This is a genomic window from Pseudomonas sp. GNP014 (assembly GCF_054344005.1).
Genome location: NZ_JBTGUS010000001.1, coordinates 3,863,137 through 3,878,917, shown reverse-complemented (window position 1 = coordinate 3,878,917; position 15,781 = coordinate 3,863,137). Strand labels below are relative to the sequence as shown.

The 15,781-nt window shown below is 50.8% G+C and carries 17 protein-coding genes and 2 pseudogenes; 2 read left to right on the top strand and 17 right to left on the bottom strand.

Translation table 11 applies throughout. From position 1 onward, the window contains the following. Positions 1–55 precede the first annotated feature (55 nt). A complete protein-coding gene (locus ACXX9E_RS17440; protein WP_458555798.1) occupies positions 56–1,462 on the bottom strand; it encodes a purine-cytosine permease family protein in 1,407 nt (468 codons plus the stop codon). A gap of 323 nt (positions 1,463–1,785) precedes the next feature. Between ACXX9E_RS17440 and ACXX9E_RS17435 the strand changes: the two genes are divergently transcribed. Beyond that, positions 1,786–2,271, top strand: a complete 486-nt coding sequence (locus tag ACXX9E_RS17435) for a flavin reductase family protein (RefSeq protein ID WP_003225754.1) — start codon at positions 1,786–1,788, stop codon at positions 2,269–2,271. 85 nt (positions 2,272–2,356) lie between these two features. Beyond that, complete coding sequence (locus tag ACXX9E_RS17430; protein WP_458555797.1) at positions 2,357–3,400, top strand: LLM class flavin-dependent oxidoreductase; 1,044 nt, start codon at positions 2,357–2,359, stop codon at positions 3,398–3,400. 168 nt (positions 3,401–3,568) lie between these two features. Here the strand turns inward: ACXX9E_RS17430 and ACXX9E_RS17425 are convergent, their stop codons facing one another. The 16 genes and pseudogenes from ACXX9E_RS17425 to ACXX9E_RS17350 form a co-directional block, all read right to left on the bottom strand. Further along, positions 3,569–3,823: a hypothetical protein gene (locus tag ACXX9E_RS17425; protein ID WP_123467931.1), complete on the bottom strand. Its 255-nt coding sequence runs from the start codon at positions 3,821–3,823 to the stop codon at positions 3,569–3,571. A gap of 188 nt (positions 3,824–4,011) precedes the next feature. Next, the gene (locus tag ACXX9E_RS17420) at positions 4,012–4,302 is read right to left on the bottom strand and encodes a hypothetical protein (protein ID WP_458555796.1); all 291 of its coding nucleotides are present in this window, start codon (positions 4,300–4,302) and stop codon (positions 4,012–4,014) included. A 382-nt stretch (positions 4,303–4,684) separates the two neighbouring features. Beyond that, positions 4,685–5,125 carry a hypothetical protein gene (locus ACXX9E_RS17415; protein ID WP_458555795.1) on the bottom strand — a complete coding sequence of 147 codons (441 nt, stop codon included), beginning with the start codon at positions 5,123–5,125 and terminating at the stop codon, positions 4,685–4,687. A gap of 250 nt (positions 5,126–5,375) precedes the next feature. Next, positions 5,376–5,621 carry an Imm74 family immunity protein gene (locus tag ACXX9E_RS17410; protein ID WP_110720914.1) on the bottom strand — a complete coding sequence of 82 codons (246 nt, stop codon included), beginning with the start codon at positions 5,619–5,621 and terminating at the stop codon, positions 5,376–5,378. A gap of 241 nt (positions 5,622–5,862) precedes the next feature. Next, on the bottom strand, positions 5,863–6,114 hold the full coding sequence (locus ACXX9E_RS17405) for a hypothetical protein (RefSeq protein WP_458555794.1): 252 nt from the start codon (positions 6,112–6,114) through the stop codon (positions 5,863–5,865). 10 nt (positions 6,115–6,124) lie between these two features. Continuing rightward, entirely contained in the window at positions 6,125–6,313 is a 189-nt protein-coding gene (locus ACXX9E_RS17400) for a hypothetical protein (RefSeq protein ID WP_458555793.1), read from the bottom strand. A 143-nt stretch (positions 6,314–6,456) separates the two neighbouring features. After that, a complete protein-coding gene (locus ACXX9E_RS17395) occupies positions 6,457–6,867 on the bottom strand; it encodes a hypothetical protein (RefSeq protein ID WP_458555792.1) in 411 nt (136 codons plus the stop codon). A 116-nt stretch (positions 6,868–6,983) separates the two neighbouring features. Beyond that, positions 6,984–7,379 carry a contact-dependent growth inhibition system immunity protein gene (locus ACXX9E_RS17390; protein ID WP_429541058.1) on the bottom strand — a complete coding sequence of 132 codons (396 nt, stop codon included), beginning with the start codon at positions 7,377–7,379 and terminating at the stop codon, positions 6,984–6,986. A 132-nt stretch (positions 7,380–7,511) separates the two neighbouring features. After that, complete coding sequence (locus ACXX9E_RS17385) at positions 7,512–7,919, bottom strand: Imm63 family immunity protein (RefSeq protein ID WP_457237054.1); 408 nt, start codon at positions 7,917–7,919, stop codon at positions 7,512–7,514. 155 nt (positions 7,920–8,074) lie between these two features. Continuing rightward, positions 8,075–8,431 carry a hypothetical protein gene (locus ACXX9E_RS17380; RefSeq protein WP_340133139.1) on the bottom strand — a complete coding sequence of 119 codons (357 nt, stop codon included), beginning with the start codon at positions 8,429–8,431 and terminating at the stop codon, positions 8,075–8,077. A gap of 303 nt (positions 8,432–8,734) precedes the next feature. Next, positions 8,735–9,268 carry a hypothetical protein gene (locus ACXX9E_RS17375; RefSeq protein WP_340133140.1) on the bottom strand — a complete coding sequence of 178 codons (534 nt, stop codon included), beginning with the start codon at positions 9,266–9,268 and terminating at the stop codon, positions 8,735–8,737. A 110-nt stretch (positions 9,269–9,378) separates the two neighbouring features. Beyond that, positions 9,379–10,071, bottom strand: coding sequence for a transposase (locus ACXX9E_RS17370; protein ID WP_458555791.1), 693 nt, complete (start codon positions 10,069–10,071; stop codon positions 9,379–9,381). 157 nt (positions 10,072–10,228) lie between these two features. Then, a complete protein-coding gene (locus tag ACXX9E_RS17365; RefSeq protein WP_128615622.1) occupies positions 10,229–10,684 on the bottom strand; it encodes an Imm42 family immunity protein in 456 nt (151 codons plus the stop codon). Between the two features lie 557 nt (positions 10,685–11,241). Beyond that, a complete protein-coding gene (locus ACXX9E_RS17360) occupies positions 11,242–11,874 on the bottom strand; it encodes an SMI1/KNR4 family protein (protein WP_340133142.1) in 633 nt (210 codons plus the stop codon). Positions 11,875–11,877: 3 nt separating this feature from the next. Further along, a pseudogene (locus ACXX9E_RS17355) lies at positions 11,878–15,177 on the bottom strand (DUF637 domain-containing protein); the annotation flags it as partial. Position 15,178: 1 nt separating this feature from the next. Then, positions 15,179–15,729 (bottom strand): annotated as a pseudogene (locus ACXX9E_RS17350) (hypothetical protein). Between the last annotated feature and the right edge of the window lie 52 nt (positions 15,730–15,781).

Below are 15,781 nucleotides of genomic sequence, written 5' to 3'. Positions count from 1 at the left end.
TGCGGAAACAACAATGCCCGGCAAATGACCGGGCATTGCGGTGAAGCAGATCAGGTCAGTCGGTGTAACCCAACCTCGCCGCCCTGCTCTGCTGAGTCTGGCCGCGTGTTGCCAGGCAGTAATACAGCGGAACGGTGACCACCAGGCCAACCAGCCAGGACAAGTCCGCGCCCTCGACAAGATTGGCGTACGGCCCGACGTACAGCGAGGTGTTGGCGAACGGTAACTGCACGAGGATGCCGATAAAGTACGCAATGATCGCGTGCAGATTGAAGTGCCCATAAACCCCGCCATCGGCGCGGAAGATCGAGGCGATGTCGTAGCAGCCGCGCTTGATCAGGTAGAAGTCGATCAGGTTGATCGACGCCCACGGCACCAGCACCAGCAGCAACGCCAGAATCAGCCCGATGAACTGGGAGATGAAATCCGCCGAGGCACCGAGCGCGACCACACAGCAGCCCGCCAGCACCACGCTCGACAGCACCACACGCACCTTGATGCTCGGCGTCCACTGGCTGGCGAAGGTCTGGATCGAGGTGATGATCGACAGCACCGCGCCATACAGATTAAGGGCGTTGTGGCTGATGATATTGAGCAGGAACAGCACCATCAGCATTGGCCCCAGCCACCCGGTGGACTGCTTGACCGCCGTCATCGCCTCGGTGCCTTCGGGCGTCGCCAGCACGGCTACTGCGCCAAAGGTGAACGACAGAATCGTACCCAGCGTCGCCCCGAGGTACGTTGCCCAGAACGGTTTGGCGATACCGATATCCGCTGGCAGATAACGCGAATAGTCGGACACGTACGGCGAGAAACTGATCTGCCAGATGATCCCCAGCGACACCGTCGCCAGCCAGCCCGACAGGTTGAAACTGCCGCGAGTCAGGAAGTCTGACGGCAAGTCGTGGGCAAAGATGTAGATGAAACCGGCGAGCAGCGCACTGCCCATCACCCAAGTGCCGATGCGGTTCAGCGTGTGAATGAAGTTGTAGCCGATCACGCCGATCGCCGTAGCCGCCAGTGCACCGATGAGAATGCTCAACGGCGCCGACACCGACGGCGCGATGCCGACGATGGATTTGCCGGCGAGCACGATGTTGGAAATGAAGAAACCGATGTAGATGATCGCTGCAAAAAACACGATCAACAGCGCACCGTAGCGTCCGAACTGGCCACGACTCTGCACCATCTGCGGAATGCCCATGCGCGGCCCCTGCGCCGAGGCCAGTGCGATCACCACGCCGCCGATCAGGTGCCCCAGCGCAATCGCCAGCAACCCCCAGAGCAAATCGAGATGGAACACCTGAACCACCATGGCGCCGGTGACGATGGGCAGTGGCGCAATGTTGGTGCTGAACCAAAGGGTGAAAAGGTCGCGGGCCTTCCCGTGGCGTTCCGCGAGTGGGACGTAGTCGACCGTGTGATTCTCGATCAACGGATCTTGCCGGGACATCTGGGACATATGCATGAACTCGAGTTTGTCTGTTCTTATCGTTGTATGAAGCCAAACCGGGGGGCTTTCTGGCCACCTCTCAGATGCTGACCATATTATGGTATTCCAAACAATTCACAAGACTGATCCGTAGTTTGCGACGCTATCTGATGCGCCATCCTCCCTGATATCACGGCTTTGCGACCAGGCGAAAGCCCCGTAAATGCTGAGTTTCCGACGAACGCCGCACGTTTATCGGTTCAGCTTAAAAGCCCTTGCAAAGATTAAATACTGGTATACCATCAGACCAACAAATACATAAAAACAGCGTCACAACACCCGAGGATCGTCCAATGATCGATGCCGCCATCTACAAACAAGTCATGGGCTCGTTCCCGTCCGGCGTAACCGTTATCACCACCCTGGACGATGACGGTCAGATCGTCGGCCTGACGGCCAGCGCCTTCAGCTCGCTGTCGATGGACCCGGCGCTGGTGCTGTTCTGCCCCAACTACAGTTCTGATTCCTATCCGGTGCTGATCAAAAACAAACGCTTTGCCATCCACGTTCTGTCCGGCGGCCAGCAAAGCGAAGCCTACGCCTTCGCCCGCAAAGGCAAAGACAAGGCGCAAGGCATCGAATGGACCTTGAGCGAACTGGGTAACCCGATCCTCGCCAACGCGACAGCTATCATCGAATGTGAACTGTGGCGCGAATACGAAGGCGGCGACCACGCGATCATGGTCGGCGCGGTGAAGAATCTGATAGTGCCCGAGCAGCACACCGGGCCGCTGGTGTATTGCCACGGCAAGATGGGTGCCCTGCCCGTCCTGGCCTGATAAAAGAACAACGCATAACAACTGTGGGAGCGAGCTTGCTCGCTCCCACATGTAGCCTCAACAACAAAAAATCCGAGGAAGCGTCATGAAATTTTCCCTGTTCATCCACATGGAACGCTGGGACGAAAGCGTCAGCCACCGCCAACTGTTCGAAGACCTCACCGAACTGACCCTGATGGCCGAGGCAGGTGGTTTCAGCACCGTGTGGATCGGCGAACACCACGCGATGGAATACACCATCTCGCCAAGCCCGATGCCATTGCTCGCCTACCTCGCCGCCAAAACCACCACCATCCACCTCGGCGCCGGCACCATCATCGCGCCGTTCTGGCACCCGCTGCGCGTTGCCGGTGAATGCGCGTTGCTCGACGTGATCAGCAACGGCCGCATGGAAGTCGGCCTGGCCCGCGGCGCCTACCAAGTTGAATTCGATCGCATGGCCGGCGGCATGCCCGCCTCCGCCGGTGGCCAGGCCCTGCGCGAGATGGTCCCGGTGGTCCGCGCCCTGTGGCAAGGCGACTACGCCCACGATGGTGACATCTGGAAATTCCCCACCTCCACCAGCGTGCCGAAACCGATCCAGAAGCCCAACCCGCCAATGTGGATCGCCGCCCGCGACCCGGATTCGCACAACTTCGCCGTGGCCAACGGCTGCAACGTGATGGTCACGCCGCTGATGAAAGGTGACGAAGAAGTCGTCGACCTGAAGAACAAATTCCAGGCCGCCCTGGATAACAATCCAGACGTACCGCGTCCGCAACTGATGGTGCTGCGCCACACCCACGTGCACACCGCCGATAATCCTGATGGCTGGAAAGTCGGCGCGAAAGCGATCTCACGGTTCTATCGCACCTTCGATGCGTGGTTCGGCAACAAGCAAACGCCGGTCAATGGCTTTCTGGCGCCGAGCCCGGAAGAGAAGTTTGCCGGGCGTCCTGAGTTTGAGCTGGAGAGTTTGCACAAGACGGCGATGATTGGTACGCCGGAAGAGATCATTCCGCGGATCAAGTACTATCAGGAACTGGGGGTGGATGAGTTCAGTTTCTGGTGTGATAACAGCTTGCCGCATGACGAAAAGAAGAAATCGTTGGAGTTGTTTATCAAGCATGTGGTGCCGGCGTTTCGCTGAGAACCGCGTAATTGAGCGGAAATAAAAAGGGGAGAATTCATCGATTTGAATTCGCCCCTTTTTTGCGTTTGTCGGCGAGTGAACGTTACCCCTGAACGGCGGCTTTCCGACTCCGGCGCGATTGCTTCAGATTGAAACGCAGCTTGCGCCGCGGATCAGGGCTCAAATCTATTTCTTCTTTCGTCTTTTGATCTCCTCCATTTTTGCGAAGATCCATAGACCGCTTCCGGTAAAGAAGCCATAGATGAGTGAAAACCTCAACGCAACAAACAGAGCGTCACTTTGGAAGTACCAAACCCCATCTTTACCAAAAATAATAAGCGCGCCTATCAAATTCCCTAGCAATCCGAGGAGGTAAAAAAACACCACCGCCCTCGACACCACAGCTAGATATAAACGAAACGTGGCCTTCATGGGATTCATTTACTTTCCCCGTAATCGGTAAGGGGAAAACGGGGGGGAAAACGGGGACAGACCACGTTTTCGGAGTACTTTTTAAACGTGGTCTGTCCCCATTTACCTCCGTCCCATTTACCTTTCATTTTCAGAGTGCTTTCTAAACGTGGTCTGTCCCCATTTGTTCCCCACCCCGTCTCATGCACCATACGCCTTCAACGCACGGACGATCCTCCGGATCGAATGTGTCCTGCAACTTCTTGAGCCAAAGTCTCTACGATGGGGCCAGTTCCTTCAATCTTCAGCCCTATATAAGTCTCAGACTCAATGGTGATGACCGCATCTCTCAGCTTGACCGTTGCTGTATCAAGCTCTTGGGTTCCACCAACGCCCCATGAACTTCCTACTCCTATTGCGCCATGGGACGTGAGCACTGCTACTAGAGCAGCCCTCAAAACATCATCGTATTCGTCCCCAAGCCGGATGCTCTTGTTTTCTATATTCATCATTAGAATCCCAGGTCCTTACCGCCTGCGCGGCTTGCTGATTCAGTAATTTGCTCCCAACTCTTTCCTTTTGCTCTGAGCCATTCGTTCGAAGGAACCGGGGACAAGGAAACGGGGACAGACCACGTTTTCACTAGATGGTCGATTTTTTTGGCCGTCCCGGGCTCCCTCGCTGCACGCGACGACCGATCATTGCCTCGACATCAACAGCAAACTTTGAACCGCCAAAAACATTATTTCCATTGGTCGCGTCACGAACCTGGTCAACCAACTCTGATTCTAAGTCATTTTTGAACAGTTCGCGGTAAGCGGGAAAACGGGGACAGGCCATGTTTTCGGAGTACTTTCTAAACGTCGTCTGCCCCCATTTATCCTTCTACATTTAATCTTTAGTGAAGTCGTCGCAACGTATCCAGTCAGTGAGCTCCAATGGTAGCTTACAAATAGAAGACTGCATCAACTTCGGGAGATCCACTAACTTTAGCGCCGATTTTGGTTTGGCAATTGATTTATAACCACCCTGCTCGGAAGCGTCATGACTGAACAACCCTCTGCCGGCCATTTCAACAAAAGATTTCAAATAGCGCGCACGCTGAGCTTCATCGGCAAACTCAACCAAATTGGCTTCTACTATCTCAACGTCCACGCCTCCAGGCCTTGAATAGAAGTAGTCATAAATTTCCTCATATCTGGAAATTGACTGACGGACATCGTCAGGCACAACCCCAGGTCCACCTGTAGCGAAATGAGCGATGACCCCACCTCGACATGAGGTAAACCAATCAAGATCATTGATTTCCAGAAATTCGTCGTGCATTTCCATTATTCGACTCCGGAAATATTAGTGCAGTTATCACACCTAGGAACTACCTGCCCGTCCTTGGGCGGATCGAGGGAGTGAATTTTAGAGAAAACGGGGACATACCACGTTTTTTGAATAAATTGCAAAGCCGTGGTCCGCCCCTTATCTAAACGTGGTCTGTCCCCATTTATCATGTCCCCATTTATCAACGTGGTCTGTCCCCATTTATCCCGCCAACAGACGCGCTTCAAGGGTAGTTAGCTCCGCCCAGTCACTTCTCGACGTCAAGCATGTGTCCCTTTCTCGAGAATTCCGCCTCAATTTCGTCAATAACCATCTGAACTTCTTCTTCAGTTAAAACTTGATTTTCATGGGGTGAATCCCAGTGCTTTAACGAGTTCCTATACAACACGAAACCAAGCTTATCCCCTCCCGGAAAGAACATTTCGCCTTGAATGGTCGCTACTTTATTAGCCACCTGTATTTTCAGATATCCTCGAGATATTTCAAGAATCACAAATCACCTCTTACAAATATAGTTTTCTCGAGTCTGATTACTGGATCAATAGTAACTATTTTATCCACTTTAGGATTTTTCAGAAGTGCGGGCAACTCTGCGGTTTCCCAGACGTTTCCTGGACGCAAATTCTGTCCAATCACAGCACGTACCGTTCCGCGGGAAAACGGGGACAGACCATGTTTTCGGAGTACTTTCTAAACGTGGTCTGTCCCCATTTACCCCATTTGTTCCCCCTTCTTCAAATCCCACACAAACTTCTGAACTCATCCAGTGACATTACTGAACCCGGGTCAGTTTCTGGTAGCAGTACATCTTGAACAACTACACCCCGCGTCTCAAAATCAATCAAAACATCAAACAAATTGAAGTTGAACTCACGGATGCACGTAACAGCACCGGGCTCTTGCGCACTTAAAACCCCAGTGCGTAATAACTCACGAGCACCTTCATTAAGCTCCTCACTTAAAAAACGCTGAAACAACTCATTCATGACCACAACCTCACAGTGGAAACGCGGTATGAATCACACCATCGCGAACATTAACCTTCAAAATATTAGTCGGATTACCTAATGTATTAGTACCAATTATTTTTCCGACATTGTATTCAACAACGTAGCCCGTTGACCCATTTTGAGAGACTTTCCCGTATCTCAGCGCATTGTCAACATAAGCAGAAATATCCTTCATCGAAGTTCCTTTGGAAAATTTGCTAACGGGAAATCCTGAATCAGGCCCATGGCGGTGGAAAACGGGGACAGACCACGTTTTCGTAGTTCTTTCTAAACGTGGTCTGTCCCCATTTATCCCAGTTCAAACGTGACCACTTCAAATCACATACCATTATACGGATCAGCGATATTATCACCCAGCTCAGCAATTGACTCTCTAATCTCTGCAGCCACCTCAGGCGAAAGCTCACTGGCTTTTCGGCTCGATATAAAGTCGAAAAGCTCAACTAATCCAAGGTGTGCAGCAACGACAATCGAGCCCTCGGCAAAACTGAAATCACGCGCATCCCACCAATTGATCAGGATTTTTTCAATCTGAGCTTTTAGTGGCTGACGCAACTGTTTGTAGGTATGCCACTGACGATCACTTAGTTCGAGCAAAGCCTCTAAAAAATCATGCTTCAATTTTTCAGAGTCAGGCGCCTCTTTTAAAAGTTCATAAAATTCTTTTGCCACATCCTCTTCAGGCATCGAGTCGGGAAGCAAGCGGTAATAAGAAATGGGCGTCATCATTTAAAATCCACTTGGGAAAACGTGTATAGACCACGTTTTTTGAATAAATTGCAAAACCGTGGTCCGCCCCCTTGTCTAACCGTGGGTACCATAAGAAACGGCCCCCCTTTTCCCCTTCAAATGATCGCCTTTATAGTTTTTATCAACCTAGATGTGTCGCTTAGACAATCAACATCCTCAGTGACATCAGATACTCGCACCAAAGCATCAATCGTATCTCTGGCCGCTTGAACATTTACAACCCAATAATCTGCCTTGATATCTGCGAGTGCGGAAATCAATTCACCATCATACCGATCCCCTGTCAGAACATCTTCTGACAAAAAACGCGTAGCGATAGTTAATAGATCAGCAATAAACAAATCCTGCCTCAAAGCTCGACATACATCACCGACCTCAAGATTATCAAAATCCGTATCACGAACAGACAGATACCACTCACTCAAAGAGGACATCGGGTCTTCTGGTGACCAAGCAACCGAATATTTATTTTCCACCTCTCGAAATGTCATATTCCTGCACCATTCAGGGCCGATTCGATTCGGCTAATAGTATCCAACGCTCGTTGACGGGGGAAAACGGGGACAGACCACGTTTTCGAAGTGCTTTCTAAACGTGGTCTGTCCCCATTTATCACGCATGATTCAGCCATCTACGTACGGGCAAGATTTTAGCACTGCATCAACTTCCTGCCTTGCAAGCTCCGCCCATTCAGGTTTTATTTCACCAAATAGCTGTACCAATCGTGAAAAATAAACTCTTCTCGTATCGCATTTATCCACTCTGTTATCAAGCTCATACTTGACAGCCATCTGGCGCACGGCTCTGTTCACAATCCAATAAAGCAACTCATTCAAGGATTCGGTCGATTTATTATATATTTCAAAACCTCTCTCAGAAGACACGTAGCTATAACCATCGTCGTGAACTTCGACGTAAGGCGCCCCATCATCTGCGGGAGCAGACAAGACGATCAGCGACGACTTCGGCGCATTAATCCTTCCTCCAAGCTCATAAACTATAGATTGTATTTCATGAATAGAGGCAACCATTTTTACCGTACCTCTCTTATAAAGTGATGGAGAAAACGGAGAAAGCGGGGACAGACCACGTTTTCGAAGTGCTTTCTAAACTTGGTCTGTCCCCATTTATCCTCCATTTATCCCTATCTAAACGTGGTCTGCCCCCCATTTACCCTCGAGCCCTCCTAACTGATTGAAACGGGACAGATTCCATGCCGAGTTGTGAGAACATAAGATTCAAGACCATTTTCCTCAGGAATTATCTCAAGCAACTTACGATCATCAAACATTATTACCAACTTCTCTCCTTTTTCTAAACCCGCTTCTTTCACACGACGATTCAATAGTTCAAAAATGACGACAGCACTATGAAGATGTTCGCCGTGCCCATATTTCAACGCCCCCTCATCACCGCAGGCGAAGGGGCACTGAATCAGCACTGACACACTATTATCAAAAATCAGAACAAGCGATCCTATTCCGACAATCACGCCTGTAAGAATTGCTGATTTAAACTCAGCCAAATCTCTCTGTTCAATCATTATTACCACCTCATCTTTTTGGCGGAAAGGTATCAGGTGCCAAAGGCACATATGTATGTCCTCTCGTGCCGGTTCCGCCTGTCGCCGGGTTAATCGGTTGCCCATTTTTCACCGAGATCCAATAACCATTTTCCAACCCTGGAACAGGAGTGGAGCCAGCAGGCATTAATCGGATATACGTACTTCCCGGTGCTGATGGATCCGTACCAAGCGGAAAATAAATAGAGATAAAAAGGGGACAGACCACGTTTTCAGAGTGTTTTCTAAACGTGGTCTGCCCCCATTTATCCCTTTTATTTAAGACTAATAGCGAATCCACTTTCCTGTAGAGATTAATTCCGGACTATCTGGATCAACCAAATAAAGCCACTCTGGATCATGCCCTACGGTTCCAACCAAAACACCTAGTGAATTTGGATGCTCGGGCATCGCACCTGAATGTATGGCGCCTATATAACTGCCTTCCCCATAAGGATTGTGCAACTGAAAACGTAATGCACCATCAACATTGTAGATCGCAGCGTTGTGAGGACACCCGAAGAACCAAGGTGCTTCAGAAGAGTTAAACCTGGATGGCTCTTCATTAAAAACGACCAGCACTCCAGTCCTATCTGGCAATATGCATGGGATGCCCGCAGCAGAAAACAAAACTTCCGAACCGGCATCAGAAACTATGTATTTTCTTATTTCTACAACCTTACTCACACGCACATACTTAACTTGCGTCATTTCAACTTCAAAATCAGTTCTACGCCCCTGCCAATCGTAAAAACTTTCAAAGATCGTTCCATCAGCATGCACCACCTCACTCCTTATACGAGAAACAAGATCAATCATTTCAACAACCTCAAACTATCAATATTAGCATCATAGAACTCAGGATTCGTACGAGGGGTTTTATCCATAAGATTTCTCAGGAAGGAAAAAGGGGACAGACCACGTTTTCACTAAATGATCGATTTTTTTGGCCGTCCCGGGCTCCCTCGCTGCACGCGACGACCGATCATTTCCTCGACATCAACAGCAAACTTTGAACCGCCAAAAACATTATTTCCATTGGTCGCGTCACGAAGCTGGTCAACCAATTCCGACTCTAAGTCATTTTTGAACAGTTCGCGGTAAGCTTCTGCCGGCTGCCCGCCCTGCCCTCCAAGCGCCAAATACTGAGCATGAGGGGTAACAATGTGTGATCGCTCTGATTGTGTGTTAATACGGTAACTTGACCAGCGATATTCTGCCGGATGATTTACCATTTTCGCTCTGACGGGATTCATTTCGATGTATCGATAACAGCACAACAAATATCGTTCACTCTCAACAAGGCATGAACGATACCGGCCTTCCCACAAACTTCCGCTGCGACTATAAGCACGTTTTATGTATTGGACGTATCTCTGGCCGACACCTTTCATCAGCAGGCTTGCGCTGTTGGCATAATGAGGACTGACTAACAAGTGAACATGATTGGTCATTAGGCACCACGCATGAATATCACATTCATTTTTAGAAGCCTGTTCGACTAAAAGCTCCAGATAAAAAAGATAGTCTTCGTCGGTAAAAAAACACACAGACCTATTGTTTCCTCGCTGAATCAAGTGCAACGGTACGCCTGGTATCAAAATTCTTGGTCTACGCGGCATCGATGAATCCTTTCAATTGGTCGAACTGAAAGCTTAGCGGGCCGCAAGGCACAAATGACGGCAAATTTTTACGTATTGTTGCAGTCAACTACATTAAACGTGGTCTGACCCCATTTATCTTGTCAGGACATTCTGACCAGCCATGCCGCTGCCAACTCTACAACTCTTCAATACCTTCAATTACGCCACCCACTGCCCCCCGAGGCAGCAACGCCTCATGGACAATGTTGCCAAAGTCCTTACTCCAGACCAGCCTGTCCGCATGCTCTGTTTTTTGAAAATAAATAAACAGACCGGCGTCCCCCAAGAAGGTGCACGTCATATCTTGCACGCCTTCTAGAATGGCGGACTCCCCTTTGAAAAAATAACGATGCGCGGAAGCGAATAATTCTTTTGCAGAAATCGCTGAATCGCCCTCCTCTATATTTTCAAATTCCATTTTTGCGTAGAAGTTCACGGCAGTTTTAAGCTCGGCGACATCCACGACATCAAGGAGCCTTTCCCCACCAACAAACAACGAAAACAAGCCGTTTACCCAGAAACAACTTGAATCAGTCCAATCTCTCACTACATCAAACTGAATCGAGAATATAAACGGATCGCCGTAAATCATTTCAATCTTACTCCTAGCGCCTTTTGCACTGCCGCCGGTATATAACTAGCCAACATGGGTTTCCGGCGTCACCAAATAAAAAGGGGACAGACCATAAAAAGGGCATAAAAAGCATAAAAAGGGGACAGACCACGTTTTCGGAGTACTTTTTAAACGTGGTCTGTCCCCATTTATCACTTTATTAGCTGTTTAGCAAAATCAATATCCCGCTGACTGTAAGGATATTTTCCGGGCGGTTGATTATCGGCATTACGAACTAGATCACTCAGTCTATTGCTAACCTCGATGGCTTTTTGCTCAGGGTAAAAAGGGGCCAAGGGTAAAAAGGGGTCAGACCACGTTTTCAGAGTGCTTTCTAAACGTGGTCTTTCCCCATTTATCCTCAGAGCCTAGAGTAGATTTGAGGGGATCCCTCAGGGTCTGTCCCCATTTACCAATACCCCCAAGACTTGCTTCTTTGACTGGATCGTCATCCTGCACATCAAAGTCATTACTTCTTTTGCGGATAAAACAGACCAAATCTTGTATAAACCTGATCCATTCTCACTCATTCTCTGTCAGTCCAGACTGAATTTAACCTGAGTACCGTCTGGTAAATTTTTAATCTTATCGGCTATATCCGCTCTGAGCCGCATGCCTTCTACAGCATCGGCAACATATAAATTATCCAAGGAAAAATCACCGCCCATTACAAAAGGCACCTTGGGCAGCAAACGCATCCCTGCACGAACTGGACCATTGCGCTTTTGCCACTGATGAGCCAACGGATAGCCTGTCAATACTTCATAGTCGTGCAGAACTACTTCAGCCCAGCTTTCAACATCCGCAGCCAAGTACTCTAAAGAGCCAGTTTCCGGATCAAAAATGTAGATATTGCCATCCTTGATACAGAACTGCCCACCAAAGATATCTTCAGCAAAAAAGACAACGTTATCGGCTAGGCCTTTGTAGCTACTGCGCCACAGGTCAGCGTGATTCCAATCAGATATGCCCATTTCACTTTGACTGGAATCGCTTGGAAAAACATGCAGCGCGCCTTCAAAAGCATAGAAGCCATTGCGCTGACGCAGTACATCAAAAAGTTGTTCCGTCGAAGTCCCTGCCATGTTGCGTATTGGCCCAGACAGTTCTGGTTCACACTCACTCAAGGATGAACTTGCAATCGATAACAACTTATCCAAATTATTCATAATCTAATCTATCACCTCTATTCTAACCTTCGTCCCGTTAGGCAACTCTATGCATTGAGCGCCAATACAAGCGCCTGCCCCACGGTTATCACCAGCGGTGATATGCCTTACCGAGGCTCCCTGCCCCCCTTCCTGGAACATGGCGGGCGGATATTCATCACGGTCGAGGCCCGGTTTTGTTTCAATTCCGCGCAAAGAATCACGCCTGCGCGTTGCCGCATTATCTCGATCTATGGTCAACGTGTCAGGCTTTCCTGCGCCGATGGCATCTTCAATATGTTGCGCCGACTCGGGGTAGCGATCTTTGCTGATCGTGACGACTTTTTCAGTACCGCCTGCGCCGCCAGCGGCCCCTTTTACATCAACAACCTTTTCATCTGCTACATGTATAGCCGTCGTGCCTTTTCCGATAGCCCGCCCCGGAAAAATTCCGGCGCCCATCTCGAAAACCACAGCGCCCAATTTTGCAAAGAAACCACCCTCCTGTGCTTTCACAACGGAAGCCATTGATCCAGCAGAATGTAAATTCCCCCATTGAACAGAGCCTACCCAATAGGCCTCTGCTCCCTTGCCTTCACTTCTCAGTTTCTTTATGAGCTCTGAAAATTTTTCATCATCGTCGGCCAAATCGCGTGAGATCTGACGGCAAGTATCAGCTGCTCCTTTACAAAACTCGTCACGCTCCAACTCTCGTTGCTTGTCGAGCGCTTCGTATTTGTCCCTAACCGCCAGCTTTTCCTCCTCAGTGGATTTGCTGTCCATTTCGGCCAGCATCTCTTTCACCTCACGGTGATAAAGGTAGTTATAGGTCGTAGCACTCCCTGCGATGGCTGCCCCTAACTGGGTGTTTCCATCCACTGCGGCGGCCGCTAACACGCCCGTCAGTTGCGACAGCATCACCTGCATCTGATCGTTGCCGCCCGCGAACTTCACAAGAACATTCATCGCGGCTTCGTTCAGACCAGCGGCAGCTGCACCTGTCGCAAAGTCCCCACCCAGCACCTGGGAAATCAAACCACCCATCAACGCATGCGCTACGACTTTTTCTGCGCTGCCTTCTGGGAACTTGAGTGTATTGTCACCGACAAAGTCAAAGCCGGTCGCCATAGCGACACTGCTCGCCTCACCCAGCAACGCCGCTCCGAAATTGTCACCAAAGCTGCCTCCACCAATAGTGGTAGAGATACCGCTGGAAATGATCGCCCGGCCGGTCGTGCGGATGGCGACATCAGTAATGTTGCTGCTGGTCAGGATATTTGCAGTTTTGCTGCCACCAGCCGCAAACCAGTTGGTGTCTGCATAGTCGAGCATGCCCGCCGTAAACCCTGCAATAGCCGCATTTTTCAAGCTCCCGGCACTGAAGGTCTCCTTGAAAGCGGCCCCGAGATCACCCTTGTTATTAATGGTGCTGGTAACGCCCGTGGTTGCCAGACTTGTGGCGACTGCCCCACCGAAGCCACCGCCGACCAAGCCCAGCCCTGCCGGCCCCATCACGAAGGACATCATGATGGCGATTGCGATTTGTGCTGCCGGGCCCAGTCCCGAGTTCTCGTATTTGAAAGACTCGTGAATCTCCTTCACCCGCTGCCAATCCACGTCCCCCCGGGCCTCGGCATCTTTCAACCAGGCCAGCTGCGGATCCGCCTTGACCATAGCGTCGATGGTCTGGCTGACGGACTGCTGATTCACATCCTTGATATCGATTTTCAGGCCGTCGACTGCCTTGATAACGATATTGCCCTTGGCGATCATCTGGGTTTGGCGCAAGGTCTCGTCGGTATTGCCGCGACCTTTGGAGGACACCCAGCCAGCGCTGTTGTTGGTCTTGGTATGGTTTTCGTCATGGAGGTCCTTGACCCCCTGAAAAGTAATCGACCCGCCACTGTCCAGTGTGATGTTGTTACCGCTGTCCAGCTTGGCAACCTGATACAGCTGATCACCTTTGCTCGACAGCGTCAGATTGCCACCGGCCTTGATTTCGGAGCCGACGTGCTTAATGTCGGTCACTTCGTCGTGTTGCATCTTCAGCTTGCCGAAGCTGCCTTTTTTCTTCATGTCATACAGCGAGTAATCCGTATCTTGCGCGGCCAGGAGTTCTAGGCGGTCTCCCGCAACCAGGTAGGCTTCATCACCCGCAGTAACGCGGCTGGAAATCACACTGAGGTCTTTGCCCGCCTCGAGTTTGACGTCGCCACCCGCGGTAATACCGGACATAACCTGAGTGACATGATCCTCCTGACGCTTCTCTTTCTTATTCTTGGAGTTCGAATGTTCTTCATCCGCCGCCGAGCTGATCACCAGATTCTCGGTAGCCTTCATCGACACATCGCGCTTGGCATCGATCTCTCTGGCAATCACATTGATGTCGCGCTTGGCCTCGGCCTTGAAGTCACGTCCGGCATCGATATCGGCGGCCAGTTGAGTGATATCGCTGCTACTTGCCCTTGAACCCAACGAAACACTGTTATTGACCTGCACGGACGAAACATTAACGTCGCGCCCGGCATTCAATGCCATGTCCTGACCGCTGCGCATCACACCACCGACAATATTGATGTCGTTGGCCGCTTTGACAGTCAGGTCATTGGCCGCCTCAATCCGCGCTGCGTTATCGGCAAAGTCCTGATGCCGGGTGACGGTGCCGTACTGGTCGTCCATCGAGGTGATGGTTCGTTCGTTGATCACATCGCCGGTGCGAGTGGTCAGGCTGACGTCCTTGCCGGCAATGATGCCGCCGGCCTTGTTGACGATGCTGTTGGTGGCCAGCAGGTCCAGACGATTGCCCGCCTCGATCGAACCGCTGTTGACCAGGTCCTTGCCCGCTGTGGCGGACAGGTTGTTGGTGGCCTTGAGCGTGCCGACGTTGTCGAGGTTTTCACCGGCGATCAGCGTCACATCCTTACCGGCAATCAGCGCACCGGTTGGGCCGAGGCGGCCATTGGCTTGCGCCAGATACACCACCGGCACCAGGACTTTTTCGCCATTCACTTCATGCTCTTCGAGCCAGACGATGTCGTGCGTCAGCGCCGCGACTTGCTGCGAGGTGAGGCCGACGCCGACCGACAGGTTGAGCGCGTCCTTGCTGGCGATGGCGTTGTTCATCAGGTACTTGAACATGCCCTCGTTGGAGGTCTGGCCATCAAGGAAAGCCTGGCCGGTGCGGGCGGTGACGGCTTGCTGGATCAGGCGTTGTTCGTAGAGTCCATCGCCCAGGCGTTTGGCGCTCTGATCGGGGTTGTAGCCGAGTTTGTCGAGCAGGTAGTCGGAACTCATGAACGACTTGAGGTTGGTGAGTACCGGATTTTTAGTTTTTGGACGTCACAGCAATTCGTTGATCCGGCCGGCTAACATCGTAAACATGCTGCTCGCAACCCTGCCCGACAAACTGAAACTCCACCAGGTAGAGCTTGCTTCGTTCCGGCGTAAAAGTACTGTTCAGCGGCCCGCAGCTATAAGTGTTGCCGGTACCCATTCCATGGGAACGCCCCGACACCTCGAAGGGTTCGTCGGCATTGGCTTGCGTTTCCAGCTGAGGGAAATGCTTGAAGGTGGCGCTGTTGGCCGCTTCGTTGAGTTTGGCGATCCAGGCGAACACCTTGCCTCGCCCGGAATCCACCACAGTACCCAACACTTCCATTCGCCGATCGGGATCTGAAGCACGGCGGACGGAGAACTCGACAGGGTATGTGTAGCCTGTGGCTTTCATGATGACTTTGGCGTGTTGTTCATCCGTGGTGACTTTTTTTGCTGAAGTTGGATGCCATCCTTTAAAAGACTGGGGGAAGAGTCTCTGACGTTCGAATGGCAGCCTGCAATCAGGAAAATAAAAAGCAGCAAAAGTCCGGCTTTAATCAATTTTTATTACCCTTTCAATGAGTAGCGGCCAGATTTTTCGAGTTCAAAAAAC